General features: G+C 54.7%; 23 protein-coding genes. 10 read left to right on the plus strand and 13 right to left on the minus strand.

What is annotated here, in order from left to right:
- Positions 1-45: 45 nt before the first annotated feature.
- The 3 genes from T370_RS0104525 to T370_RS0104535 all read right to left on the minus strand — a co-directional run bounded on the left by T370_RS0104525 (position 46) and on the right by T370_RS0104535 (position 2828).
- Positions 46-270 (minus strand): MoaD/ThiS family protein, encoded by a 225-nt coding sequence (locus T370_RS0104525; RefSeq protein ID WP_347289375.1) that lies wholly within the window; start codon positions 268-270, stop codon positions 46-48.
- Positions 267-1007: a HesA/MoeB/ThiF family protein gene (locus T370_RS0104530; protein ID WP_005027083.1), complete on the minus strand. Its 741-nt coding sequence runs from the start codon at positions 1005-1007 to the stop codon at positions 267-269. The genes T370_RS0104525 and T370_RS0104530 overlap by 4 nt, the downstream gene beginning before the upstream one ends.
- An 81-nt stretch (positions 1008-1088) precedes the next feature.
- Positions 1089-2828 carry an aldehyde ferredoxin oxidoreductase C-terminal domain-containing protein gene (locus T370_RS0104535; protein WP_029434900.1) on the minus strand — a complete coding sequence of 580 codons (1740 nt, stop codon included), beginning with the start codon at positions 2826-2828 and terminating at the stop codon, positions 1089-1091.
- Between the two features lie 369 nt (positions 2829-3197).
- On the opposite strand from T370_RS0104535, the gene T370_RS0104540 reads away from it, so the two are divergent.
- The 3 genes from T370_RS0104540 to T370_RS0104550 all read left to right on the plus strand — a co-directional run bounded on the left by T370_RS0104540 (position 3198) and on the right by T370_RS0104550 (position 4783).
- Positions 3198-3806: a phosphatase PAP2 family protein gene (locus T370_RS0104540; RefSeq protein WP_051643735.1), complete on the plus strand. Its 609-nt coding sequence runs from the start codon at positions 3198-3200 to the stop codon at positions 3804-3806.
- Between the two features lie 193 nt (positions 3807-3999).
- Positions 4000-4338, plus strand: coding sequence for an ethanolamine utilization microcompartment protein EutS (gene eutS, locus T370_RS0104545; RefSeq protein ID WP_005027076.1), 339 nt, complete (start codon positions 4000-4002; stop codon positions 4336-4338).
- Positions 4339-4342: 4 nt separating this feature from the next.
- Positions 4343-4783, plus strand: a complete 441-nt coding sequence (locus tag T370_RS0104550) for a EutP/PduV family microcompartment system protein (RefSeq protein ID WP_016361012.1) — start codon at positions 4343-4345, stop codon at positions 4781-4783.
- A 179-nt stretch (positions 4784-4962) separates the two neighbouring features.
- Here T370_RS0104550 and T370_RS0104555 read toward each other — a convergent pair whose 3' ends face one another.
- The 3 genes from T370_RS0104555 to dnaE form a co-directional block, all read right to left on the minus strand.
- On the minus strand, positions 4963-5175 hold the full coding sequence (locus T370_RS0104555) for a hypothetical protein (RefSeq protein WP_029434902.1): 213 nt from the start codon (positions 5173-5175) through the stop codon (positions 4963-4965).
- A 388-nt stretch (positions 5176-5563) separates the two neighbouring features.
- Positions 5564-5950, minus strand: coding sequence for a 6-carboxytetrahydropterin synthase QueD (gene queD / locus T370_RS0104560; RefSeq protein ID WP_005027071.1), 387 nt, complete (start codon positions 5948-5950; stop codon positions 5564-5566).
- A gap of 22 nt (positions 5951-5972) precedes the next feature.
- Positions 5973-9500 carry a DNA polymerase III subunit alpha gene (gene dnaE, locus T370_RS0104565; RefSeq protein WP_029434903.1) on the minus strand — a complete coding sequence of 1176 codons (3528 nt, stop codon included), beginning with the start codon at positions 9498-9500 and terminating at the stop codon, positions 5973-5975.
- A gap of 152 nt (positions 9501-9652) precedes the next feature.
- Here dnaE and T370_RS24145 point away from each other — a divergent pair, with 152 nt between their 5' ends.
- From T370_RS24145 to T370_RS0104600, 7 genes are all read left to right on the plus strand, one after another.
- Positions 9653-10462: an HD domain-containing protein gene (locus tag T370_RS24145; RefSeq protein WP_162177132.1), complete on the plus strand. Its 810-nt coding sequence runs from the start codon at positions 9653-9655 to the stop codon at positions 10460-10462.
- On the plus strand, positions 10455-10883 hold the full coding sequence (locus T370_RS0104575) for a hypothetical protein (protein WP_029434905.1): 429 nt from the start codon (positions 10455-10457) through the stop codon (positions 10881-10883). The genes T370_RS24145 and T370_RS0104575 overlap by 8 nt, the downstream gene beginning before the upstream one ends.
- Positions 10884-11001: 118 nt before the next feature.
- Positions 11002-11616 carry a recombination-associated protein RdgC gene (locus T370_RS0104580; RefSeq protein ID WP_029434906.1) on the plus strand — a complete coding sequence of 205 codons (615 nt, stop codon included), beginning with the start codon at positions 11002-11004 and terminating at the stop codon, positions 11614-11616.
- Between the two features lie 10 nt (positions 11617-11626).
- Positions 11627-12151 carry a hypothetical protein gene (locus tag T370_RS0104585; RefSeq protein WP_009378420.1) on the plus strand — a complete coding sequence of 175 codons (525 nt, stop codon included), beginning with the start codon at positions 11627-11629 and terminating at the stop codon, positions 12149-12151.
- 22 nt (positions 12152-12173) lie between these two features.
- On the plus strand, positions 12174-13184 hold the full coding sequence (locus tag T370_RS0104590; protein ID WP_029434907.1) for an ABC transporter permease: 1011 nt from the start codon (positions 12174-12176) through the stop codon (positions 13182-13184).
- Positions 13181-14044, plus strand: coding sequence for an ABC transporter permease (locus tag T370_RS0104595; protein ID WP_005027058.1), 864 nt, complete (start codon positions 13181-13183; stop codon positions 14042-14044). The genes T370_RS0104590 and T370_RS0104595 overlap by 4 nt, the downstream gene beginning before the upstream one ends.
- Positions 14045-14174: 130 nt before the next feature.
- Positions 14175-15734: a DNA repair protein RecN gene (locus tag T370_RS0104600; protein ID WP_029434908.1), complete on the plus strand. Its 1560-nt coding sequence runs from the start codon at positions 14175-14177 to the stop codon at positions 15732-15734.
- Between the two features lie 74 nt (positions 15735-15808).
- On the opposite strand, the gene rpsT is transcribed toward T370_RS0104600, so the two are convergent.
- The 7 genes from rpsT to mfd all read right to left on the minus strand — a co-directional run bounded on the left by rpsT (position 15809) and on the right by mfd (position 25604).
- Positions 15809-16081: a 30S ribosomal protein S20 gene (rpsT, locus tag T370_RS0104605; protein ID WP_005027055.1), complete on the minus strand. Its 273-nt coding sequence runs from the start codon at positions 16079-16081 to the stop codon at positions 15809-15811.
- A gap of 195 nt (positions 16082-16276) precedes the next feature.
- The gene (gene glyS, locus T370_RS0104610; RefSeq protein ID WP_029434909.1) at positions 16277-18364 is read right to left on the minus strand and encodes a glycine--tRNA ligase subunit beta; all 2088 of its coding nucleotides are present in this window, start codon (positions 18362-18364) and stop codon (positions 16277-16279) included.
- Positions 18364-19239 (minus strand): glycine--tRNA ligase subunit alpha, encoded by an 876-nt coding sequence (locus T370_RS0104615; protein WP_029434910.1) that lies wholly within the window; start codon positions 19237-19239, stop codon positions 18364-18366. The genes glyS and T370_RS0104615 overlap by 1 nt, the downstream gene beginning before the upstream one ends.
- 98 nt (positions 19240-19337) lie before the next feature.
- Positions 19338-20108, minus strand: a complete 771-nt coding sequence (recO, locus tag T370_RS0104620; protein WP_029434911.1) for a DNA repair protein RecO — start codon at positions 20106-20108, stop codon at positions 19338-19340.
- Positions 20109-20111: 3 nt separating this feature from the next.
- Positions 20112-20981 (minus strand): RodZ domain-containing protein, encoded by an 870-nt coding sequence (locus T370_RS0104625; protein WP_005027047.1) that lies wholly within the window; start codon positions 20979-20981, stop codon positions 20112-20114.
- A gap of 39 nt (positions 20982-21020) precedes the next feature.
- Positions 21021-21947, minus strand: coding sequence for a SurA N-terminal domain-containing protein (locus T370_RS0104630; protein ID WP_005027045.1), 927 nt, complete (start codon positions 21945-21947; stop codon positions 21021-21023).
- 222 nt (positions 21948-22169) lie between these two features.
- Entirely contained in the window at positions 22170-25604 is a 3435-nt protein-coding gene (gene mfd / locus T370_RS0104635) for a transcription-repair coupling factor (protein ID WP_029434912.1), read from the minus strand.
- Between the last annotated feature and the right edge of the window lie 62 nt (positions 25605-25666).

The raw sequence follows: 25666 nt of genomic DNA on the forward strand, positions 1-25666 counted from the left end.
TTTTTGCACGGCAGGCAATTTCAACGTATTGTGCAAAGACGGAAATCACCCTCCTCCCACGGGGGGGAAAATCCCCACGCGATCGCCATCATGGAGCAAGGCATCCTTTTCTACGCCGATGCCGTTCACAAAAATGATCCTGGCTTCTGACTCCGGGATACTGAGCTGCCGCAGCAGGTCACAGACATCCGTACCGTGAAACTCCAAGCTGCCGCCCGGAGGGGTCAGAGGCATAAGCGTGGCAAAACACTTGACGGTGAGTTTCATCATGGCCTCCGGTCGAGCACTACCTGCGTGAAGGTTCCATCTTCAAGATCAAAAAACAAGGCTTCCCGCCGGACGGGTTTTCCGGTCAGGATTTGGAGCACGAGCGCAGCCTGTAAGGACGCCGCAAGAAATACCGTGGGCGCGAGGTTGCCGAGGATTTCGTCGGGAGTAGGGCGATCGCCTTCTCCGGCGAGAAGAGACGCGGGCCCCGTCTCTCCCGGAAAGATGGCCTTGCACCAGCCCGTCAGCCCGGCTATGCCGGCACTGACCACGGGAACACCCTTTTCCGCGGCGGCCTTCTCGAGCGCCTGCCTGTCCGCAAGCCCTCCTAGCGCATCGACGACAACGTCAGCATCCCGGAACAGATCGCACATCGATCCGAAGTCCTGTTTTTCCGTCACAGGGATGAAGCGGACGCCCGAATTGATTTGCCGGGCACGTAAACGGGCCGCTTCCGCCTTATGAAGGCCGATATTTTCTTCCGTAGCGAGGAGCTGCCGGTTCAAGTTCGAAAGTTCAAAGACATCCATATCAACGCCGGTAATCGTACCGATGCCGAGCCGCAGGAGCTCCTCAAGAACGGTCCCGCCCAAACCGCCAAGCCCTATGATGACAACATGCGCTTGCAAGAGTTTCTCTTGATCCGTCCGGGAAAGGAAACGGGCGTTTCTCCAATAGCGTTCCGGTATGGCGTCGAGTGCGGCGGGAGTGTCCCTGTTCGTGCGTTCAGCGTCTTTCATTGCCTTTCCTATGCGAAATGGGGACGAAGCGTCGTGCGTTTCGTCCCCATATTCATGAATATGCCTTAGCGGGCATAATTATTAAAAATTGAATACGGAATCCAGATCTTCGTCCGAAACATCCCAACGCACATTGTGGGGGGCAACCGACTCACGGCTGAAGTACAAAGGCAACCGATCGTGGGCCTTGGTGAACCCGGCAGCGGCATTGAATGCCCGCTCCTTTCTGAGGATATCCTTGCCGAGCTCCGTCACGTCATCAAGGGTCATGTTCAGATCATACATGGCATTGATCGTATCGACAAGAGCCTGCATGGTTTCAGGCTGATCGAGCAGGGCAAATGCCGTAAAGAGGCAATAGCCCGTGGCATCGATAGCGGCCGTAGCGATCTGCAGGTTCCGGGATATTTCGGCCTGCCCCTCTGCGGAAAGAGGATCGGTCTTGCCGCCGCATCCCAAGATGTTGGTCGCCACGGCATAGCCCGCCGTGTGGTCCGCTCCCATGGTCGTCGTGGCATACGTCACACCCTGCCCCTTGACCGCACGGGGATCATAGGCGGGCATGGCCTGCCCCTTGACGACGGGCGCGCGCTCAATGCCAAAGCAGCGGGCCGTGGTGGCTGTTCCCGCACCAAGGATACGGCCCATAGGCGTACCCTTGCCGATTTCATGAATCATGGCGATGATGCCGTCGATGTCCCCCCATTTGAGGGCGCCGGCTTCCATAAGCACGCCGAGAGCCGCGCCGGTCTCGATGGTATCAAGCCCATAATCGTCCTCAAGACGGTCACAGAGGATGATTTTGTCCAAGTCATCCACGCCGCAATGCGCACCGTGCGACCAGACGGTTTCATACTCAGGCTGCTTGGACACGAATTCGCCGTTTTCATCCACGCAAATACCGGAACATTTCATAATGCAGCCGCGGTGACAGCCATGAGTGGGATTGCCGCCGCGACGTTTCTGGATTTCCACCATCGTCTCGGCACAAATCTTATCCGCGCCTTCAAAACGGCCGACCGAGAAATTTTTTGTGGGCAATCCGCCTGCTTCATTCAGGATATTGACGAGAACGTTGGTTCCGTACGTGGGAAGTCCCGTTCCGCATACGGGATGTGACGAAAGCCCCTGTGCGAAGGCCCGGCTCGCCGCTTTGAACGCTTCAGCGTTCTTCGGTTTGCGGATTACCGGAGTACCCGCCGGGTCCAGCACGATAGCCTTGATTCCCTTGGAGCCCATGACGGCTCCAACGCCGCCGCGCCCGGCATGGCGGGTAGCCCGGCCTTCAGGATCGGTAAAGCAGATGGTGGAATTGCACATGAGCATTTCCCCGGCAGTCCCGATGGTCACATATCCGGGTTCCATGCCATATTTTTCCTGAAGGGCGGCAACTAGAGGATAGTTGGAAAACATACGGTATTCATTACATTTTTCAAACGTTACCGCGTCTTTCGTGATAACGATTTTCCACAGGTCGTCTGTTTTCCTTTCGCCTTCAATGATGATGGCCGCATAGCCAAGGCGGGCCATGAACTGGCCGCCGGTGCCGCCCGAGTTGGATTCCTTGATGGTCCCCGTAAGCGGGCTTTTGCATCCGACCGAGATGCGGCCCGACGACGCCGCAGCCGAACCAGCCATCAGGCCGGGAGAAAAAACGAGCTTGTTTTCAGGACCAAGAGGATGGCAATTCGGGGGGACTTCGTTGCATACGACGGTCGTCGTCATAGCGCGCCCTCCAAGGCCCGCGTACGCGCCGAGTTCCTCTATAGTAGCCACGGGGCCGTTTTCAGCGCCGACATTGATACGAAGCACTTTTTCCATGCCGCTTCTCCTGTTTTTTCTTTGAGCATAGCAAAACGGGAGCGTTGCGCAATATGTCATGGAAAACATAGGTGAAACATCTTTCGCTTTCGATGAGGGCAGAGGCATATGCTCATCCGGACATGCCGGAACAGGACGACTGCTGGAAATAATACATGTATCCAACCTATTCGTTTAGCTTCTTATCCCGAGGCAAGGCATCTCTCTGACAGGGGGAAGACGACAAAATGCCTCTTGCTTATTTCATCCACTGGACTTAGTAATCTTTTTATGAATCCAATAAGTTACCCTATCAGAATCCTTCTTGCTCCGTCCCCGGACTACCGATGGGGGGAGCATCTTTGCCTGTTGGCACCGCTTGGTGCCATTATGGCGTTCGTTATCCTCTGCCTCGGCTGGTGGGGAGAACCCGTCCGCCAATTCTTTTCTCCGCTAGCGACAGCCGATATTCACATTACCCGCTTCATGAGCGTCGTTACCCATATCGGCAATCCGCTCATCTATGTGTTTTATCTTGTGTTACTGCTTGTTGCTCTCACCAAGCGGGACTGGCGGGAAACAATGTTCGTTCTGCGTTGCGTTTTGTTCAGCGTCTTCTTTTTGTGCTTCGTCATGCAGATCATGAAATACGGGCTGGGTATGCCGAGACCGGGATTTCCCTGGCCTCCATACCCTTTGGGCTTTACCAATCAATATGCTTCGTTCCCTTCAGGGCATACGGCGACTATCATCACCGCAGCCGTGCCTCTGGCACTTTGGTTCAGAAACCGTCCTTTTTCCCTTTTCCTCTCGGCAGTAATCGCGCTCATGGGTTTTTCCCGAGTGTGGTTGGGGCAGCATCACCCCATAGATATTGTTGGAGGAATGCTTTTAGGGAGTATTGCCGCCAGGTGCATTGCCTGCGAGCGGCTCCCGATGGGAAAAGAAGAGCAGCAGGCGCTTGGCGAACAAAAAATACGAGAAGAAACGGGTAAATAAGATTACATCGCTGAAAGATGCCTGCTCGCTGGCTTTGCTTTTGAAGCAAAGAGAGTATCGAGCCACAGGCCTCTCACCCAACTCCTCCTTGAAATATGGAGCGGGTTCACTTATCCTTATCGGATTCGCACGGGTTGTGCGGTCAACGTCCTTCGCTGATGCACGCCAGACTGTGCGCAGGAGAATTGAGCTCATGGAAGAAAAAGCACGTATCATTCAGGAACTCGTACCAGGGAAACAGGTTACGATTGCTCATCTGATCGCCCACCCTGACGAGGATCTCGCCAAAAAAATGGGCGTTCCCGGCGCTGAAGCGGTAGGGATCTTGACGTTGAGCCCTCGTGAAGCGGCTATGATCGCAGGCGACTTCGCTACAAAAGCCGCTTCCGTCCAGATCGGATTTGTGGATCGCTTCACCGGCGCACTGGTCATTCAGGGCTCCGTAGCCAGCGTGGAAGAAGCCTTACGCTATACGGTAAAAGCCCTTCACGACGTACTGGGCTTTGCCGCATGTGAAACGACCAAGAGTTAACCCGATGAAACGTTACGTTCTTCTTGGCACGGTCGGCGCGGGTAAAAGCACATTATACGCGGCCCTTCACGGTATCGCGTGTGATGAGGCGAAAAAAACGCAGGCCATGCAATATGATCTGGACGGAGGCGTCGATACCCCCGGCGAATTCTTCTGTCACCCCATGTACTATCCGGCATTGCTCAGCACCACTGTGGATACCGACGTGCTTATCTATGTTCACCCCGCCAACGATCCGCTGTGCCGCCTGCCCGCTGGTTTTCTGAATATCTATACGCAGCGTGAGGTCATTTGCGCCATCACGAAAGTGGATCTGCCCGACGCCGATTTTGAAGCCACCAAGGCCATGCTCATGGACCACGGCGTTTCGGGGCCTTTCTTCCCTCTCGGAAAAGATCGCCCTGAACTCCTGCAGGAACTGGTGGATTGGCTCCAGAAGGAATAAGTTCCAACTGATGGTGAGTAGGGAGTAGGGCTGTATACGGTATTTTTTAAGATGGAAATCCCCCTTGAGTTTATGCTCAAGGGGGATTTCTTATTTTCTAAAACTATTGTTCGTAGCGAAAACCGGACTTTCCCGCGATGACATAGTGTCCCTGGCGAACGTGAATAAGGGCAGGAACGTTACTTTTTGGCCTTTTCGTAGGCTTTTTGCACCGCTTCGCCGGCGGCATTGATACCTTCCTTGGCCTTGCCCTTAACCTTACTGAGATTATCCTTGGCGTCGTCAACGAAATCGCCCACGTTTTCCGTGACGGAATCCTTGGCGTCGCTCAGATAATCTGTGGTTTTGTCGAATGCATCCTTGGCTTTCTTCTTGAGCGTGCTGCTTTCCATTGAAAACCTCCTTTGGTTTCCATAACCATGCTCAAGAAGATGTTATACAAAAATGATTTTCCTGTGACTCTCTAAATTATATGACTTTTTAGCGTAACAACCTCTGAGTTCCGAACTTCCATTGAATGGAAGACAGGGACTGAGGAATTGCCCACCTTGTCCGCTGGGAAGCATAGGAACGCAACATGTTGGCGGGATACGTATAGTGTATGTTCGGCGAAGGGCTCTAAAACATATGTGAGGAGGACAATTTTAAAAATATGAAGAACCTAAAAAAAGCCCCCCCCTTCTCAATAAAACCGAGAAGGGGGGGGGTTCTCCACATAGGCAGGGCATATTTTGACAATACTACTGAAACTCAACTCGATCATTTTAATATGTTAAATCATTATTCCTCTTCCATGTACGTTGCGGACTGGATGCCCTTTTCGGCTACCGTTACGCTGTACATTTTCACCGTTTCGGGAAGAGAGGGTGCCATCTGATTCCAGATATAGCGCGCCAAGTTCTCTGAAGAGGGGTTCACGGCATCGAACGGGGGCACATCATTGATATAGGCATGATCAAGAGGCTCGAGGGCCTGTTTGAGGAGGGCCTTAAGGTCGCCAAAATCCATGAGGAGTTCCGTATTCTGCGAGAGGGTATACCCTTTGACGACGACTTCGACGGCGTAGTTATGACCGTGGAGGTGTTCGCACTTTCCTTGATAGTGCCGAAGGGCGTGCGCGGCGCAGAATTCGGAACGAACCGTAAGCTTCCAAAAAGGTCGAGACATGGTATTCCTTTCTTTCTGTATGTTATTGGATAGGATTAGCTGAACACCAGCGATGCATATCCTGCTGGAAGGCCGGGCCGGGAGTGACCATCCACTGTGGGCCAAGCCGTACCCGGCAGAAGGTGCCGTCAAGGCAGAAAGCCAACTGCATTTCAGTGTTTCCTTTATGCCTTTCGAGAATGACCTTGAGCGATTCCATCCCTTCAGCGTTCAGGCGGCGGGGATCCAGCTCCCATGAAATGGGCGCGTCGCTTGCGGAGCAGGCGTCGTTCAAGGCCTGTACCGAAACGCCCCGCAGTTTGATTTCCTTGACCGGGGCCTCATCGTCCGAATCGTCATCCGAATCAGGAGAATAAGACGAGCTTTCTCTATTGTCGATAGTCGCGGTCAGTAAAAGCGGCTGTTCCGAGTTGAGCAGCTCTCGGCTGGCATTCAGCTCTTCCGTAAAGAACGTCACCTCACCGGAAGCCGTAAGATCTTCCACAGCGACGAAGGCCATGCGGTTTCCACGTTTATTGAGGATTTCGCGGATACTCGTGACCAACACGGCGCACTTGATCGTCGCCTTGTCCGCCATTTCCCGGCAGTCTTCCAACGGGCGCAGATCCAGCCGATTCAGTTCATGCCGATAGGGCTGCAAAGGATGACTCGTCAAAAAGAAGCCAAGCGCTTCCTTCTCAAAGCGGAGCTTCTGATCCTCGTCCCACTCCGAAATACTTTCTTCCTCGCAGGAGAAGCCTATCCCCGACGCCTGATTTTCTTCAATTTTCTTGGGGGAAAGCGTCAACAAGGATATTTGGTTGGATTGTTTTTCCTTGATCTTCTTTTGAGCACGGGCGACCACTGGATCAATGGCCGCAACCATAGCGGCGCGGGAACAGCCGAAGCAATCCAGCGCTCCTCCCTTGATGAGGCTTTCCAAGACCCGTTTTGTGACTTTCCGCAGGCTGACGCGAATACACAGATCCAAGAACGAAAGGAATGGCCCGTCCTTCTCACGGGCTGCAACGATTTCGCGGATGGCTTCATCACCAACGTTTTTGATCCCTCCCAAACCGTAAACCACCGCCTCGTCTCGCACGATGAACTCGCGGCGGCTGACCTGGACATCAGGCTGCCGGACTTCAATGTCATTGTCCTTGCAGGCGGCAATGTACTTGAGGATCTTATCCTGATTGCCGATTTCCGAAGTGAGCAGGGCGGCCATGAATTCCACCTTGTGGTGGGTCTTCAGATACGCCGTATGGTAAGAAATGAGCGCATACGCGGCGGAGTGCGATTTGTTGAAACCGTATTCCGCGAATTTTTCCATCAAGTCAAAGATTTCCGTCGCCTTTTCCTTACTGGTGCCATTCTTGACGGCACCGTCCACGAAAAGGGTTCGTTCTTTGGCCATGGCTTCGGCGTTTTTCTTCCCCATCGCTCGCCGGAGCAGGTCTGCGCCGCCGAGGGTATACCCGGCGACAATCTGCGCGATCTGCATGACCTGTTCCTGATAGACGATAACCCCGTAGGTGTCTTTCAGGCAGCCTTCCAACGACGGCAGCGGATAGGTGACGTCCACTTCTCCGTGCTTGCGCTTGATGAATTCATCGACCATGCCGGAACCGAGCGGGCCGGGCCGGTACAGCGCCAGCATAGCGATGATGTCTTCAAAGCAGTTCGGGCAGAGCATACGCAAGTACTGGCGCATACCCGAGCTTTCCACCTGAAACACGCCGTCCGTATCGCCCCGGGAAAAGACATCGTAGGTATCGGGGTCCGTCAAAGGAAGGATGTCAAGGTTGGGAGCCTTCTTTCCTTGTTCTTCAATGGCTTTCAGGGTGTTGTCGATCAGGGTCATGGTCCGCAGACCAAGGAAGTCGAACTTCACGAGCCCCACTTTCTCGACCATTTTCATATCGAACTGGGTGACAAGTTCGCCTTTTTTCCCCCGATAGATAGGCAAGTATTCATCCATCGGCTTGTCGGAAACCACCACACCCGCAGCGTGCGTCGATGCGTGACGTGACAACCCCTCCAGACGCATGGAGATGTCGATCAGTTTGCGGATGATCTGATCTTCCTTATAGAGGGTCGCCAGCTCGGGCTCCGCGTCCAGCGCCTTCTTGATGGTCATCTTGAGATCATCAGGGATGAGCTTGGCGATACGGTCGGTTTCCTTGAAGGACATGTCCAGTGCACGCCCTACGTCGCGGACCACCGCTTTGGCTTTCATTTTTCCGAACGTCGTGATCTGCGATACGGAATCAATACCGTATTTTTGGCTCACATACTGGATCACGCGGGTACGCTTGTCTTCGCAGAAGTCAACGTCGATATCGGGCAGGCTGACGCGTTCGATATTCAGGAAGCGTTCGAAAATGAGATTGTAGGGCAGGGGATCAAGGTTTGTGATACGCAAAGCCCACGCGACGATCGAACCGGCCGCGGAACCACGACCGGGACCGACCGGGATGTCGTTCCCCTTCGCCCAGTTGATGAAGTCCTGCACGATCAGAAAATACCCCGGAAAACCCATCTCGCAGATGACCTTCAGTTCCATTTCGAGACGATCCCAATAAATTTGGGGATCAATCGTGTCCCGATCGGGGTGCAGTTCCAGGCGCTGTTTGAGGCCTTCACGCGCAAGGCGCTGGAACTCCGTCGACAGGGTCATCCCTTCCGGAAGTTCGTATACGGGGAAGTAGTGATGCGTGAAGTCCATCTCCACATGGCATTCTTCAGCTATGCGGACCGTATTGGAAAGGGCTTCGGGAATATGCTTGAACGCCTGTTCCATCTCCTCAGCGGATTTATAATAGAGATCCCGCGCTTCAAAACGCATCCGTTTTGCGTCATTGACTTTGGCCTGCGTCTGAATACACAGCAGGACGTCATGGGCCTCAACGTCGTCCGCGTTCAGGTAATGGCAGTCGTTCGTCGCAACCAAAGGAACTTTGGTATGCTCCGCAAGCTCCAACAACTTATTGTTCAGAGTCGCCTGATCAGGCAGTGTATTGGCTTGGACTTCCAGATAGAAACGCCCATCGTAGATATCCATGTACTCTTGCGTTTGCCGGATGGCGTCGTCAAATGTCCCGCCGTTCGTGATCAGCTTGTTGGCTCCCATCAACGTGCGAGGGATTTCACCGGCAAGGCACGCGGAAAGCGCAATGAGCCCTTCGCTGTGCTGGCGGAGCAGGGCTTTATCCACGCGGGGCTTATAATGGAAGCCGTCCAGAAAGCCCTTGGAGACAAGACGGACAAGGTTATGGTACCCCTCGTTGTTCTTCGCCAGTAAAATCAGATGGTGCCGGACACGGGAGAATTCGGAATCCTTATCCCGGTGATCCTTGGTAACGTAGACTTCGCACCCGATGACGGGTTTGATGCCGTAACTCTTGCATGTCGTATAGAAATAAGCCGCGCCGTACAGGTTGCCGTGATCGGTAATCGCGGCGGCAGGCATCCCGAAATCTTTGGCGCGTGCGCATAAATCGTTCAGACGAATCGCGCCGTCGAGAAGACTGTACTCCGTGTGACAATGCAGATGCACAAATTCGGACATGGAACAATCCCGTGGAAGAAAGAGTGAAGAGATATGGGGATAAGCCTATCAAAAGACGCGGGGAGGCACAATGAACCTTTCTGGAAGGTTATAATAGGGCAACCTATAATAGACGCTTGTCGATCGCCTTGCTTCGGGGTATGAACAAATCCATGATGCATACCTATGAAAACAATATACCCCAGGCTTGGGACGACATCAGGAATCACGAGGCACTCTTCGAATCGTTTGCCTCCATGTACCTGCGTGAACACCCTGGCGACATGCTCCGGCTCAAACGGGAACACACCTATAAAGTTTTAGCTCATGCCCGTGCCATCGTCGCTCAGGAAGGGCTTGTTTCCCAAGAGGGAAGGGCGACCCTGCTTGCGGCACTCTACCATGATACAGGACGATTCCCCCAGTATGTCCGTTGGCGCACGTTCAGCGATGCCGAATCTGAAAATCATGGCTATCTTGGCGTCCATGTCGTGAAAAAAGAGCATTTTTTGACGGGCGAACCCCCAAATATCCATAAATGGGTGCTCACGGCCATTGCCTTGCACAACAGATATGCGCTCCCTGCCTTGCCGGAACCGTACCTCACCATTACACATGCTGTTCGAGATGCGGATAAGCTGGACATCATGCGCATCATGGCCCAGCATCTTTCACGGCCCATTCCGACGCGGGACGTCGTTCTCCGTGTTCAGGATGCCCCAAAACTGTGGTCTCAATCCATTGTGGATACTGTTCTTTCCGGTGGTATCCCCAGTTATCACGATCTTCGTTATGTAAATGATTTTAGGATATTATTGGGATCTTGGATCCAAGATCTTCACTTTACGTCTTCAAAGAAAACATGTGTGGCGTCTGGATTTCTTCAAGAAGTCCTTAAAGGTTTGCCTTCCACACCGGAGCTGCAGCCCGTAACAGCGTATCTGCTCAATGAGTTCTCGACTGTGAGGAATCTCTGTGGCTGACTTCCTCCACCCATCGCTCCAGCGGGACATCAAGCGTTTTTGTTTACGGTACGGGTTGAACGTATCCCATGCTTACCATACCCCCACGGACTTTTGGAATGACGAAGGGGCAGGGGGTCAGGCTGTTTTTGTGTGCCTGCTGCACCAAATGCCTTTTGGGGAGGCCTTGAAGCTGGTAAGGGCTGCACGGCAACGTTTCCGGAACGTCCTCCTTGTGGACTACAAGCTGCCGGAAAGGAACTTGGATTTCCCTGCATATTGGCTCGGGCATTACTGCGAACGGATGGGAGCACATTATGGTTTGTACGACCGCTTTATGCGTCATGGCGGTATTGAAGGCGTTATCCATCAGTTAGGGGTTGTTCCTTTGAGGAGGGATGTTTTTTGGGGTGGAGGGATTGGCGCGGTGTGGATTGTATGATATGGAAGTAAACAAAAGTTTACATAATTCCCATTATGCGCTATTTATACACTTGCCACAATATACGTCCTTAGCGTAAAAATACATTCTTTCGTTACCCTCATTCAAGGACACGCTCATGGGCATTCTCAGTGCTAGCTGTAGTTTTACACGGTTCAAAATCACGGAACCGGTTCCCAAAGAACTCTGGATGGAAATTCCCGCAAAACTCCGGCAATTCGCCTTTCAGGATATCGACGACATCGCCGAGGAACGCGGATGGGGATGGACCAGCTTTGAGGATATGCTCGATATGCAATGGCGCTCTGCTCCACCGGAAAAAGGCGCGTACCTCGCTTTTGCGCTCCGTCTGGACACGCGCAGGATTCCTCCTGCGGTCTTGAAAAAATATGTTACGATCGCACTCCGTGAAGAAGAAGGCCGCATCAAGGAACAAGGAAAAAAGTTCATCGCCCGGGATCGGAAAAACGAACTTCGGGATCAGGTCAAACTGCGCCTCATGGGGCGTTTTCTCCCCATTCCGGCCGTATTTGACGTGGCGTGGGCAACCGATACCAACATCGTCTACCTGGCATCCACACAAACAAAACTCATTGAACTTTTCATGAACCATTTTACATTGACTTTTGATCTCCACTTGGAGCCGATGACGCCGTACGCCTTGGCAGCTTCCATGCTGGACGAGAAAACTTTGGCCCGTTTGGATGATCTTGAACCCACCAGCTTTGTATAAGAGGCCGACAATGAACGAACCTTATCTCGGCCAGACGACGGACATGGTGCTCGGCCAGGAATTTCTGACGTGGCTCTGGTTTCGCAGTGAAACGCAACCTATGGGCTTTAAAGATAAAGAAGGCGTGCCCTTTTCCATGAACCTTGAACAGAGGATCGTTGTCCAAGGTGGCGAAGGCGACAGTCTGGAAACGGCCTCCGTGTCCGGTTCCCTTTCCCAACTGCGTGAGGTCCGCCTTGGCCTGCGGACGGGCAAAAAGGTGACGAGGGCCCTTGTCCGTTTCGAACGGGAAGAATTGGCTTGGCAAACCACTATAAAGGCGGAAGATTTTTCTCTTGGCAGTTTCAAGACGCCAAAGGTGGAAAGAGAAGAGGACGATGATCCCGATGCCGCTTTCCTTGAAAAAATGTATTTGATGGAACTCTGCCTGGGGCTCTTTGACGCTTGTTACAAGCAGTTTTTGGATATCCGCCTTTCCAGCCTTTGGGATAAGGAAGTTCAAGACATGTCCGCATGGATGAGTCAGCAGGCATAGCCCACAAGCGCTGGAGGCGACCATGTTCACGAACGAGACAACTTCCTTTATTCTCCGCTGCGTTCGCAAAACAATCTGGATGCTTCTGGTGCTGTGGGGGATCACCCTCGTCAGCTTCTTTGTTATCCATCTGGCTCCGGGGACGCCGACGGACATGCAGACGACGCTGAACCCCCTTGCGGGGGAAGCGGCGCGGGCTCGTCTTGAGGCGCTTTATGGGATCGATCGTCCTCTGTACATCCAATATTTCGACTGGTTGTCGCGGATCGTACAGCTCGATTTCGGAAACTCCATGTCCAGCGATGCCCGCCCCGTTATAGAAAAAATAGCGGAGCGCCTTCCGCTGACCATCGGCATCAACGTAATTTCCCTCCTGTTGACGCTGCTCATCGCCGTTCCCATCGGAGTCCTTTCCGCATGGAAACAGGGCTCGCTGTTCGATAAAGGAATGACGGTCCTCGTCTTTCTCGGATTCGCCATGCCGGGGTTCTGGCTTGCGCTGCTCCTCATGCTGTATACGGGCTTGGAACACCAATGGCTGCCTATTTCCGGTTTGATGTCCCTTGATTATGAGTCGCTGTCCTTCTGGGGAAAGCTGATGGATCTGGGCAGGCACCTTGTTTTGCCCATTACCGTCATCACAGTGGGAAGCGTCGCAGGCATGTCCCGCTTCATGCGGTCATCCATGCTGGAAGTCTTGCGGCAGGACTTCATTCTTACGGCCAAGGCCAAAGGACTGCCCGCACGCGTGGTTATTTTCCGACATGCCCTGCGCAATGCGCTCCTCCCGGTCATTACCCTGCTCGGCCTCTCCGTGCCCGGCCTTATCGGGGGCAGTGTCATCATTGAAACCATCTTTGCCCTGCCCGGCTTGGGACAGCTTTTCTACGCCGCGGTCATGGCGAGGGACTATCCTTTGATCATGGGGAATCTGGTTCTCGGCGCCGTGCTTACACTCGCGGGCAATATGCTTGCCGATATCGGATACGGGCTCGCCGATCCCCGAATCCGCGCTCAGGGGAAACGCCAATGAACGCAGACAAGACGCTTTTGACCCCGCTCTGCAAGCGCCTCGGCGCCACCCTTTCCCGGCGTGGAATGCTCTTTGTCGGCCTCGGCATCGTCATCATCATGTCTGCGGCCGCCCTGCTCGCTCCGTGGCTCTCCCCCTATGATCCCACGGCATTACACCTCAAATCCATCTTGGTGCCGCCGAGCGCGCAGTTTCCTTTGGGGACGGATGCCTTGGGCCGGGATGTGCTCTCACGCCTGCTTTACGGCGCACGTGTCTCGCTCTGGGTAGGCTTCGTTTCCGTGAGCATCTCCATAGCCATAGGCATTGCCTTGGGGCTACTCGCCGGATACTTCAGGGGCATCGTCGATGAAATCATCATGCGCGGCGTCGATGTCATGCTCTGCTTCCCTTCTTTTTTCCTTATCCTTGCCGTTATTGCGTTTTTAGAACCAAGCCTCAATACGATTATGGTGGTCATCGGGCTGACCTCATGGATGGGGGTGGCCCGGTTGGTCCGCGCGGAAACCCTCTCCCTGCGCGAACGGGATTTTGTCGCGGCCGCCCGGTTGGCCGGTACCCGCCCTTTCCGCATCATGGTCATGCATATCCTTCCCAATGCACTCACCCCTGTTCTTGTCTCCGCCACACTCGGCATCGCCGGGGCCATTTTAGTGGAGTCTTCGCTCAGCTTTCTCGGGCTAGGCGTCCAGCCGCCGGATCCCAGTTGGGGAAACATGCTTATGGAAGGTAAGGACGTCCTCGAAATCGCGCCGTGGTTGTCATTGTATCCGGGGCTTGCGATCCTGATTACCGTCTTAGGATACAATCTGTTGGGAGAAAGCCTGCGGGATACGCTTGATCCTCGGCTCAAGCGGTAAACGGCAAACCAGCCTTTCCCTCGCGGCTTGCATCATTCGAGTAATCCCCCTATGGTAGCCCTCGTTCGCAATGAAGCCTGCGTACGGCTTCGCAAGTCATGACCTTTCTTCGTTACGAGTATTCCTTATTATGCTTGAATATTTGCATATTCGTGATCTCGCCCTGATATCCGATATGGAACTGGAATTTGCCTCGGGCATGAATGTTCTTACCGGCGAAACGGGGGCTGGGAAAAGCTTCATTCTGAAAGCGCTCAACTTTCTGATGGGAGAGAGGCTCGGCGCGGACATGGTCCGCCCGGGAAAAGAGCGGGCTCAGGTTGAGGCCCTTTTCATGCGTTCCGGGGAAGAACTCATCGTCCGCAGGGAGCTGATTGCGGAAACCGGGCGTAGCCGCCTGTTCATCAATGACACCCTGGCCTCTCAAGAAACCATCAAGGAACTGCGAACCACCCTTCTCGTCCATACGAGCCAGCATGGGCAGCAGAAACTGCTCCAGCCGAATTTTCAGGCCAAGTTGATTGACGACTGGATGAACCAGCCCGATCTTTTGGCAGCACGCAATACTCTGTTGAAAGAACTCAAGGAAGCGGCCGAGCGTAAGGAAGCGCTCCGGACTCGTTTCAGAGAGCTTGCGGATCGCCGGGAACTCCTTGAAATGCACCTCACGGAGATCGAAAAAGTTTCTCCTGCTGAAGGCGAAGAAGAACAGCTTGAAGCCATGCGTGCGGAGTGGCGCGGGACCGAGCAGTTGCGGCGGCATTACGAACGGGCGCAGATGATTCTGCGTGGCGAGGAAACGGGACTTCTTGAACAGATCGGCCATCTGGAACGGGCGTTGGAGCTGCTGGCCGGAGACGATGAGGATATGGCCGCGTATCTTGAGTCGGCGGTCTCTTTTCGCCAGACGATTACCGAGCTGGAACGGAAACTGCGCCGCCCTCCCCTGCCTCAGGCTGATATCGATCCGGAACAAATAGAAGCCCGGCTTTTCGAATTGGCGCAGCTCAAGCGCAAGCTTCATCGGACGCTTCCGGAAATCCTTGCCCTCAGGGAAGAAATTCAGGACAACCTTTCGTTTCTCGACGCCTGTACGCTGGACATCCGGCAAGTGGAAAAGCGGGAAAAGCAGCTTCAAGAACAACTCGCGGGCGTATTGGCACTTCTGAATCCCGAACGCCGGAAGGCTGGGGAGTCGTTCACCCGAAAACTGGAAAGCGAGTTGCAGGGATTGGGCTTTTCCCAGTATGTCCGCGTAAGCGCGGATTGGTCGGAAGTGGCATTATTCCCTGGATGCGTGGAGGACCGCGTCAGACTTTTGTGGTCCCCTAACCCCGGCCAACAGCCGCAGCCTCTGGATAAGATCGCCTCAGGCGGCGAACTGTCCCGATTCATGCTCGCGGTCGTTTCCGTGCAGGAGCACGATGAAGAAGCCACGCTCATTTTTGACGAAGTGGATGCCGGTGTCGGCGGGCTCACCCTCAACAAGGTTGCGGAACGGCTCGAAGCTCTTGCCCAACGCCGCCAGATGCTTTTGATAACGCACTGGCCACAGCTTGCCTCCAGGGCGTTCCGCCACTTCCGGGTGACGAAGCAAGTCAAGGACGGCAAGACATTTACGCAATGCATCCGTCTGGATGAACGTGAACGGAAAACGGAATTGGCGCGCATGGCCGGTATTGAAAGCTGACTTTCCTTTGACAGCACATAAAAAAAGGAAGAGGAACATTCCTCTTCCTTTTTTTACATCAGAAAACAGATGTGTTACGCGGCGGCTTTGGCAGCGTTGAGAGCCTTGGCAAGGCGAGAAATCTTGCGGGCGGCCTTCTTCCAATGGATGACGCCCTTGGTGGCGGCCTTATCCAGAGAAGAGGTGGCGGTGCTCAGGAGCTGCGTAGCGGCAGCCTGGTCATCAGCCTTGATGGCGGCGCGAACAGATTTCACCACATTCTTGATGCGGGTCTTGACGGTACGATTGCGAGCAGCGCGCTTCACGCTCTGCTTATGACGCTTGATAGCAGACTTGTGGTTGGCCACGATTTCCCTCCGGGGTACGTCTTGCTGCGTCCGAGACGCGGCGTGGTTGCGGTTTGAATTGATGTCCTTATCTTCTTTTACGTATTCAGTCAAGTCTTTTCAGGAAGACAAGTTCCCGTGCAGCCGCGCAGAACCGTTCCGAATGCGTTATGGCGATGGCTCCCCGGCCGGACCAAGCCGGGGAGCCATGTGGGGCTAAAGTTGCAGCACCGAAAAATCGGCAAGCCGCTCCATGCGCAGGGTCAATGCCTTAAGCATATTGAGGCGGTTGGCGCGAAGATCAGGATCTTCGCACATAACCATGACCTTATCGAAAAGCTCATCCACGGCTGGTCGAAGTGCGGCGAGCATAGAGAAGAGCGCTTCAAAATCGTCGTTCGCCCATGCTGTCTCAAATGCGGCAAACATTTTTTCCAAGGCTTCCGCAAGCGCCATTTCCGCCGGTTCCTGCAACAGTTCACGTTTCCACGTGCCCTGAAGATCCACGCCAGCTTCATGGCCTTGTTTACGGATGATGTTGGCGACTCGCTTGAACGTCTGTGCAGCCTGCGGAAAATCATCCTGCCGACTCATGGATTCCAATGCGCCGAGACGTCGGCCGAGGGCCCATACATTGTCGGGATCGACGGCGGTTACAGCCTCGACGAGCAGTGTTTCCTTGCCCTGAGTCAGAAAATAATTCTTCACGCGGGCAATGAAAAAGTCATTCAACTTTGCGATTGCTTCAGCGGGGGCCAGCTTCCATTTCCGATCGCCGTACAGCCTCTGCGCTTCTTCGAAAAGTTCCTTGACGTCGAAGCGGTACCCACGCTCAAGCATGATACGGGTGATGCCGAGCGCGCAGCGCCGCAGAGCATAGGGGTCGGCCGCACCTGTGGGAATCATGCCCAGACCGAAACACCCGACAAGGGTATCCACCTTATCCGCGATGGACAGGATGGAACCAAGCTCTGTGGCCGGAACGGGCGAATCAGGACCGGACGGCAGATACTGTTCGGCAAGAGCCGCGGCGACAGCTTCCGTTTCTCCCTTTTTGCGGGCATAAATCCCGCCCATGATGCCCTGCAACGTATCAAATTCGCCGACCATAGCGGAGACCAGGTCAGCTTTGGAAAGGCGCCCCGCCCGCGCGGCCTGTTCCGGATCCTGCTGAACCTTCTCGGCAAGCCAGCGGCACAGCGCGCTGATACGGCGCGTCTTTTCGCCCATACTCCCCAAAGGAGCAAGGAACGTGACCGCATCAAGCGCTTCCAGCCATTCATCAAACGTGGCTTCAAGGTCGGTCTTCCAGAAGAACCGCCCGTCTTCAAGGCGTGCGCGGAGCACACGTTCCCATCCCTTTTTGACAAGAGAAAGATCTTTCGGGTGCAGATTCAGAACGGTCAGGAAGTACGGCATGAGGTTGCCCGAAGCATCTTCCACGCCAAAACTCTTCTGGTGTTCCTGCATGCTGGTCAACAGGACTTCACGGGGCAATTCAAGGAAAGAAGGATCAAAGTCGCCCAGCAACGGCACGGGACACTCAACCAGTCCTTGAACTTCATCAAGCAGGCCATCGATCCAGATGATTTTGCCATTGGCCGCTTCCGCGATTCTGTTCCCTTCGCTGACGATATAGGCGCGCCTTTCAGCCGCCTTCAGTTGAACGGCCCCTTCCTTCACGATGGTGGGAACGTAATCGCCCGCGGTCTTGATCGTGAAGGGACCGGGACCAAGCACGCGGTGCCCCTGCGTAACCCGCCCGGAAGCCACTTTACCGACTTCAAACGGAACGACAACGTCGTCAAGCAGCGCAAGAACCCAACGGATGGGACGGGCAAAAGCAAACTCGCCGTCTCCCCACCGCATACGCTTGGCAAAGGGCAAGGCAGCGATAATCGCCGGACACAAGCCAGCCAGCACGTCCAACGTAGGCACGCCGCCGGTTTTCTTCATCCCTGAAAGGTATTCCCCTTTCTCGGTCTGCGTCCTGCCCAAAGCGGAAACGTCGATACCAAGCGTCTTGGCAAACCCCTGAGCGGCCTTGGTGGGATTCCCCTCGGCATCGAAAGCAATGCGGGCGGGCGGCCCCATAACCAATTCTTCCCTGACAGGCTGGGTATCTTCCAGACCTTCCACGATGACCACGGAACGACGCGGCGTAGCACAGGTATCAAGGAGGGAAAACGTATAGCCAGCTTCTTTGAGCCCAGCCGTGAACCGATCCGCCAGTTCTTTTTCAACATTGGACAAAAAGCGGGCCGGCAGCTCTTCCGTGCCGATTTCAAGAACAAAGGTGGACATTATCGGTTCCCTCCGAGCATGGGATACCCCATTTCCTTACGCTGCTCCGCATACAGATGCGCAACGGACGAGGCCAACGTGCGCACGCGCCCGATATAGCCGGTGCGTTCCGTAATGGAGATAGCCCCCCGAGCGTCCAACAGGTTGAACGTATGGGAGCACTTCAAACAATAATCATACGCGGGCCAAAGCAGTCCCTGTCCGGTGAGACGAAGGCATTCGGCCTCAAACTGGTCGAAGTGCTCACGGTGCATGGCGGCGTCACTCTCATCAAAATTATAGCGAGACTGCTCGACTTCGTTCTGATGGTAGATCTGGCCGTAGGTCACATGCTCGTTCCACTGGATGTCATAGACGGAATCTTTCCCTTGCAGGTACATGGTCAGGCGTTCCAGACCATAGGTGAGCTCCGCGCTGACGGGCGAAAGATCGATCCCGCCAACCTGCTGGAAATAGGTGAACTGCGACACTTCCATGCCGTTCAGCCACACTTCCCAGCCAAGCCCCCACGCGCCGAGGGTCGGAGACTCCCAGTCGTCTTCGACGAAGCGGATGTCATGCTCTTCCTGATGGATCCCCAGTGCACGAAGGCTGCCAAGGTAGAGATCCTGCACATCGTCGGGAGAGGGCTTCAAAATGACCTGAAACTGGAAATAGTGCTGAAGCCGATTGGGGTTTTCGCCATACCGCCCGTCCGTGGGACGCCGAGAAGGCTCCACATAGGCCACATTCCACGGCTCCGGCCCGATAACCCGCAGAAACGTCGAAGGGTTAAACGTGCCGGCACCACATTCTATATCCATCGGCTGAGCGACGACGCATCCCCTGCTCGCCCAATAGCGTTGCAGAGTGAGAATCACATCCTGAAAATACATGCTTCCTCCATGACAATAGCGGCACTCACCAGACGGGGTATTTCCTTCCGAAAAAGCAGCCACAGCAGACCGTTTTTTAGTGCTCGGAATCCTCCGGATCACATTCTCCGGAAGCGCCCCCTGTCCCAAGTCAGGCCCAAATGATACTGCACAAAGCCATCCACCGCTCTCGCGCACTCACGTCGTTCCGCCGGGAGCAATACTTCGCCCGTCTCTTCCGAAGAGCCGGACGTTAAAAAATGCCAATGCAGGGGTGATACTTCCTGTACTTGGCGCAAAACGTCAAGGCTTTTGCCACTGATTTCCACAATATTTCCTCGCCCGGAAACACAATCCGGGCAAACGATGGTCCCTTCCGAGACCAGAAATCCGGCATGATCAAAATCTTTTTTCCCGCAGGAGACACATGCCGTCAAAGCGGGAGCGTACCCCTGCTGAGACGCCAAGCGCAACCGAAAAAGTATCGGGAGAATATCCTGAACGGTTTCAGACTGTTCAAGGAGTTCCAACGTGTCCTTGAGAAGCAGGAACACTCCGGCCGCACCATCCTGAGGAACGCCAAGCGCTTCAACAAACCGGACACAGTTCATAAACATACCCAGCCGATTCCAGTCCGTCCGCAAACGCCGGGGCCCCCGAATCAGATTACCCTCCTGCAAGGAAAGGTACATGCCGTTTCGGGTCGTTTTGGTACTGATCTGAAGTTCGTTGAAAAGATCCAGACAGCCACAGAATCGTTTGCGGCTCCGGCTGCCGCCAAAGGCAAACGCCGATACGATGCCGTGGCGGCGCGTCAGCATACGCAGCCAGAGGTCCGATTCCCGAAAGCGCCCTACCCCCAAAACGAGGGCCGTGTCGGACCATTCCATAGACTAATTCTGAGCGTCATTGGGGAACGTGACAGTCTTGACCTGACCGATTTTCCCCACAGGCGGCAGTTCCTTGCCGTCATACGTGATCAGCATGGCTCCCGCGTTGCCCAGCTTCATAACGAGCTTTTCCTGAAAGTCGACATTCAGGGTGTCCCCCTTATGCATGACGCGCTGGCTGTTTTTGCCGTCCGCAGTCGTCGAAACCCAGCAATCGCCCTGCGCCGTCAACAACATACGGTGACCGGTGGCGGGAAGAGCCGCTTGCTCCGTCGGCGTCTCGGTTTCAGCGGGAAGAGGCGTTCCACCCAAAACAATCGGTTCCTCCGATGCCGCAGGAAGCGTGGCGTTCGCAGCCGGCTCCACAGGGATGGCAGGCGTCGTGACGACAGTATCCGCTTCAGGGACAGCCGGAGAAGACACAGCCGGCGAGGCCGTTTTTTCCCGACTCACCGTATTGCTGGAAAGTCCGGGGATACTATCCCGAAAATACCATGCCCCTCCCGCAAGAAACAACGCGCACAAAAGGATGGCAAGCCAAGGCACATGACTTTCCTCGCGACGTGCCGCAGCGGGGACAACACGGATTTCCTGTTCGCGCAGCTCTTCTTCCGGATCTTTGAGCAGTGCGCACGCAGCGTGGGTAACGCTATCGTCGACGGCAAGAAGCTTCGCATACGCCCGGATAAATCCCCGGGCATATACGGCATGCGGCATGGATTCCATGTCTCCTTCCTCTATGGCTTTAACCAACCGAGAGGTGATCTTGAGTTCCGCGGCGACATTTTCTTCCGTCAACCCCTTATGGATACGCCTCTCACGAAGCAGGGCTCCAAAGTCTGCCAGCGTCAAAACAGTTTCCGTCTCTTCCATGCTGTGTACCTTTCGGAAATCGAATGCAAAAAGGGATAGTTATTGGCGGATCTCAACCACAGCCCGCTTGCGAAGCTGTTCGCTGTATTCACGGAAGCGCTCTTGGAGCTTCGGTTCGCGCAAAATCCTTTCGATCTGAGGCGTGGCTTCCTCCAGCGTCTGTCCGTCTCCGGATTCCATAGAGAGAAGCTTCAACTGTCCTTTCAATCCGTTATTCACTTCAAACAATCCGGAGACATCTCCCGGCTTGAGCTGCGAAAGGCGGTCCTGCCATGTAGGATCAAGGCTGTTCCAATCCACGACGCCCACATCACCGCCTTCCTGAGCGCGAGGCCCCACGGAAACCTGACGAGCGGCTTGTTCAAAGGAAAGCTTGCCGCTACGGATACGGGCGGCCTGCGCCTCGGCATTTTCCGTCGGCGGATATACAATAACCGCAAAACGGACTTTCTGGTTGTTCATGAACGTCTGCTTATGCTGATTATAATAATCGGCGATCTCTTCTTTCGTCACGATGACCTTACGGCCGACCATGTTGGCAAGGAGGCGGTTCCGCAAAATGCTGCTGCGGATACGCTCGCGGAAATCCTTCTCTGTCGTGCGCTGGATCTGGAGCTGACGCTGGAATTCTTCCGGCGTCATTTTATTGCGCGACATGATCTGCTGTATTTCATTATCCACTTCGCTGTCGCCCACCGAAATTTTAAGGCGCTGGGCTTCCTGCGTCAGAATAATGTTGTTGATCATGCGTTCCAGCGTTGCCTTGGTCAGTTCTTCTATCGCAGCGGCCTGATTGGGATCTTTGGGATTCAATCCCCGCCGCATGGCTTCGGGGGCCGTTTCAGCCTGCAAGTCAAACGCCGTTATCATTTCGCCGTTCACGACCGCGGCAACGCCATTGATGGCGGCGCGTACGGGAGACGTAATCAAAAAAAACAAAAGAAACGCAGTACTGACGATGCGCACGCTATGCTCCTTGATATTCTGGCTCTGGGACTGAAACATTCCCAGCCTTGTTTTTGCAACACTGAGCACACAAAAAGATTTCCTCGGACGGAACGTTTCTCAAGATGCGTTCAGCCCAATGGAAAACGTCTTTGGAGTGCTCTCTGTGCGACAATTTTTTGGCAAGATACGCTGATTCCCGCCAACTTGCAACGCCGGGACTTTCTAACCCTCTCAGGCATATCAGTCAGTCAGAAGTGTCCCCAGCGCCAGTCTGGCGGCATCAAGCCTGCGCGGAGTGGGCAACTGCATATCCAACTTCAATTCAAGGCTTGATGGGGGAATCAACTTGGCATTGCCTTTTTGCGCACTCAAGAACGGCACCAGTTTCTCGGGGGCGATGGCGTTCTGCTTCTCATCCCAGAGGACACGGAGCCGATCCTCGTATACGTCCGCCTTCAAGGCTTGAGCGCCGCTCAGGAATTGCTTTAGCGCCAGTACAGCCATAAAGATTTCCAATGGTTGCGGCAAAATGCCAAAGCGGTCTCGAAGCTCGAGTTCAAGTTCCTGGCGGGCCTGAGCGTCCGGAGCAGCGGATAGCCGCTTATACCAACGCAGACGTTCCCGTCCATCCGTAATATAGTCCTCGGGGATATGGGCGGTAAGCCCTAAATTGAGTTCCGTTTCAATCTGCAACGATACGCCGCCGTTTTTAATCTTGTTGACGGCTTGTTCGAGCATTTCAAGATACAGTTCAAGCCCCACACGTCCCATATGGCCGGACTGAACCTCACCAAGAATGTTTCCGGCACCACGCAACCGCAAATCTTCCATCGCAACTTGGAAGCCCGCGCCCAAGTAATCCATATCAAGAATAATGCGCAAACGTTCTTTTGTTGCAGCAGGCAACCGCTCCAGATCAGAAACGACGAAACAGGCAAAAGCCTGCCGATCGGACCGCCCCACCCTGCCCCGCAACTGGTACAACTGCCCCAGACCGAAAAGATGCGCCTGATCGACGATCAGCGTATTGGCCCGAGGGAAGTCCAGCCCCGATTCAACAATGGCGGTACAAACCAGAATGTCCAACTCGCCATGCCAAAATGCGTGCATGGTTTCTTCAAGCTTCTTTTCCGGCAGCTGCCCATGCGCCATGCCGATACGCGCATTCGGAGCCAGTTCCTTGACGAACTCGACGACCCGTTCCAGCCCCTGCACCCGGTTATGGACCCAAAAAACCTGCCCCTCACGGGCTAGTTCCCGTTCAATCACCTGCCGAAGCGTTGCCTTGTCCCGCTCCAGCAGCGCCGTAGAAACGGGTTTACGCTCAGGGGGGGCCGTCTCGATGACCGAAAGTTCGCGGACTCCGGACATGGATAACTGGAGCGTCCGGGGAATCGGAGTGGCCGTCAATGTGAGCGCATCAACGTTCTTTTTGATTTTCTTGAGTTTCTCTTTGTGCCGAACGCCGAAACGCTGCTCCTCGTCAAGGATAAGCAAGCCAAGATTCGGGAGAACCACATCGTCCGAAAGGAGCCGATGCGTACCGATGAGGATGTCGATCTGTCCGGAAGCCGCCGCTTTGAGCACTTCTTTCTGCTTGGCTGAAGAAACGAAGCGGCTCAGCAGTCCGACATTGAGCGCAAAGCCCGAAAGCCGGGAGCGGAAGGTCTGGTAATGCTGCTCGGCAAGAACTGTCGTGGGACACAAGAGTGCGACCTGACGCCCTTCCGAGGCGGCCCTGAACGCCGCCCGCAGAGCAACCTCCGTTTTGCCGAACCCCACGTCTCCGCATACAAGCCGATCCATAGGTTCGGGCTTTTCCATATCAGCCAGGACGTCCTGTATGGCTTTCGCCTGATCAGGCGTTTCCTCGAAGCCGAAGGACGCTTCAAATTCACGGTACAACTCCCCAAGAGGAGGATACCGGAACCCCTTGGCCACTTTACGCCACGCATACATTTCAATCAGGTCTTCGGCGATTTTTTCGATAGCCTTGCGGGCTTTTTCCTTGCCGGATTGCCAGGCTCCGCCGCCCAGACGATCCAGCGACGGCTGCGCTTCTCCCCCGCCCTTAAAGCGTTGGATGAGGGAAAGGCGATCCACAGGAACATAAAGCCGATCATCTCCGGAATAGTGCAGCAGCAGGAAATCGTTGGCAGTGCTGCCCGTTTCCATGCGCAGCAGCCCCCCAAAGCGGGCAATGCCGTAATCCCGATGGACCAGCAAGTCGCCGGGCTTCAACTCGTCATACCGCTCAAGCCCCTTGAAGGCTCCTGTAGGAACGCGGCGGCTTTTCTCCGCATGTGGCTGGAGGAGATCTTCCCCGAGTATGAGGCTCTGATCCCAAATCAGTTCAGCGCCGGCCCGAAATGGCGCCACCAAAGCGAACAGGCCATGCTGTTCCCCGGAATACCGCAGCAAAGGGGACAAGCCATCCTGAGAGGCCAGATTCAAAAATTTCGTACGGCTCTTTTCGGAAGCAAAGCACAAAATCGTCTGCCGCTTGTCGTTCTGCCACCGTTTCAGTGCTTGAACGAGCGTCTGCCAAGGGCGATCCTGCTCCGCAGTCGAAGGAAACAGATCCTCGAACGAAGAAAGGCTCCGTTCCGGCAGATCATGGATTCCTTTGGCGATGCCCATCACCAGCGGTTCTGCGTGAACACAGGCGAACCGCGCGCAAGCGCTTTCCACATCGCTTGCTTCGCGCATGGCCAAACGCTGCGGCTGAGGACGGCCCTCCACATCCTGTGCTTCGAAGGCTTCCGTCCAAAGACGTTCCGCTGAGGACAACATATCACGAAAATCGGAGAGCCCCGGCAGAACCCATACGGTATCGGCAGGGAGCCATGCTTCCAGATTGGTCGCCGTGTCATAGCAGCAACCCGGCAATAAGCGGAAATCGCCCTGTTCCTGTAAGCGGGTCAACCCGAACCGTTCATTTTCGGTCAGCATGTTTTTCTGGAACAGGCTTTTCCAGCGTGCCTGCATCTTCGCTTGATCAGCGGGCGACTGTCGAATGGGTGACACGGGAAGAACACGTACTTCAGAAAGATTTGCCTTCGAACGCTGGCTCACAGGATCGAAAAGACGGATTTCCTCTATGAGATCTCCAAAAAAATCAAGGCGTATGGGCTTATCATAACCGGGAGGCATGATGTCGAGAATATCACCTCGCCTGGCGATCTCGCCCGGATTCGAGACCATGGAAACACGCTCATAGCCCCATTCAACCGCCTGTTCGAGTATCATATCCAACGAAACGTCTTCACCCCGTATGAGGGTAACCTCCCGGTTCTCGAAGAAATCCAGAGGCACCAGCTTGGGGAGCAGGTTATCGGCGGTCAGGATAAGCCCTTTGGCCTGCCCGCTGCGCAATGCGTACAGAGCGGACAAGCGTTCCGTCCAGCCCTCACGGTTGGCCAAGCGAGGAGAAAACGGCGGCAGAGACGTCCAGCCGCCCTTATCAAGGGCATCCGGCAAAAAGTCGCCGCTGGACAACTCGGGAGAGAAAAGCCGCATCAAGGCGCGGGCGGTAAGCAACTCATCCCTGTTTTTTACGACCCAAGCCATGCCACGGCCCTGTTGGAGCATATCCACGCAAAGCCGCGCCTGCGTGGCCAGCCCCGCGCGCGCAACGTGTATCCGCCCAGCCTTGAAACGGGCGATCTCGGTCATCACATCTGTATACACAAAAGTACCTCGTCAACCATTGAACGTCATTCCCAAAATCACATGGA

The sequence above is a fragment of the Bilophila wadsworthia ATCC 49260 genome, assembly GCF_000701705.1.
GTDB classification, from domain to species: Bacteria; Desulfobacterota; Desulfovibrionia; order Desulfovibrionales; family Desulfovibrionaceae; genus Bilophila; species Bilophila wadsworthia.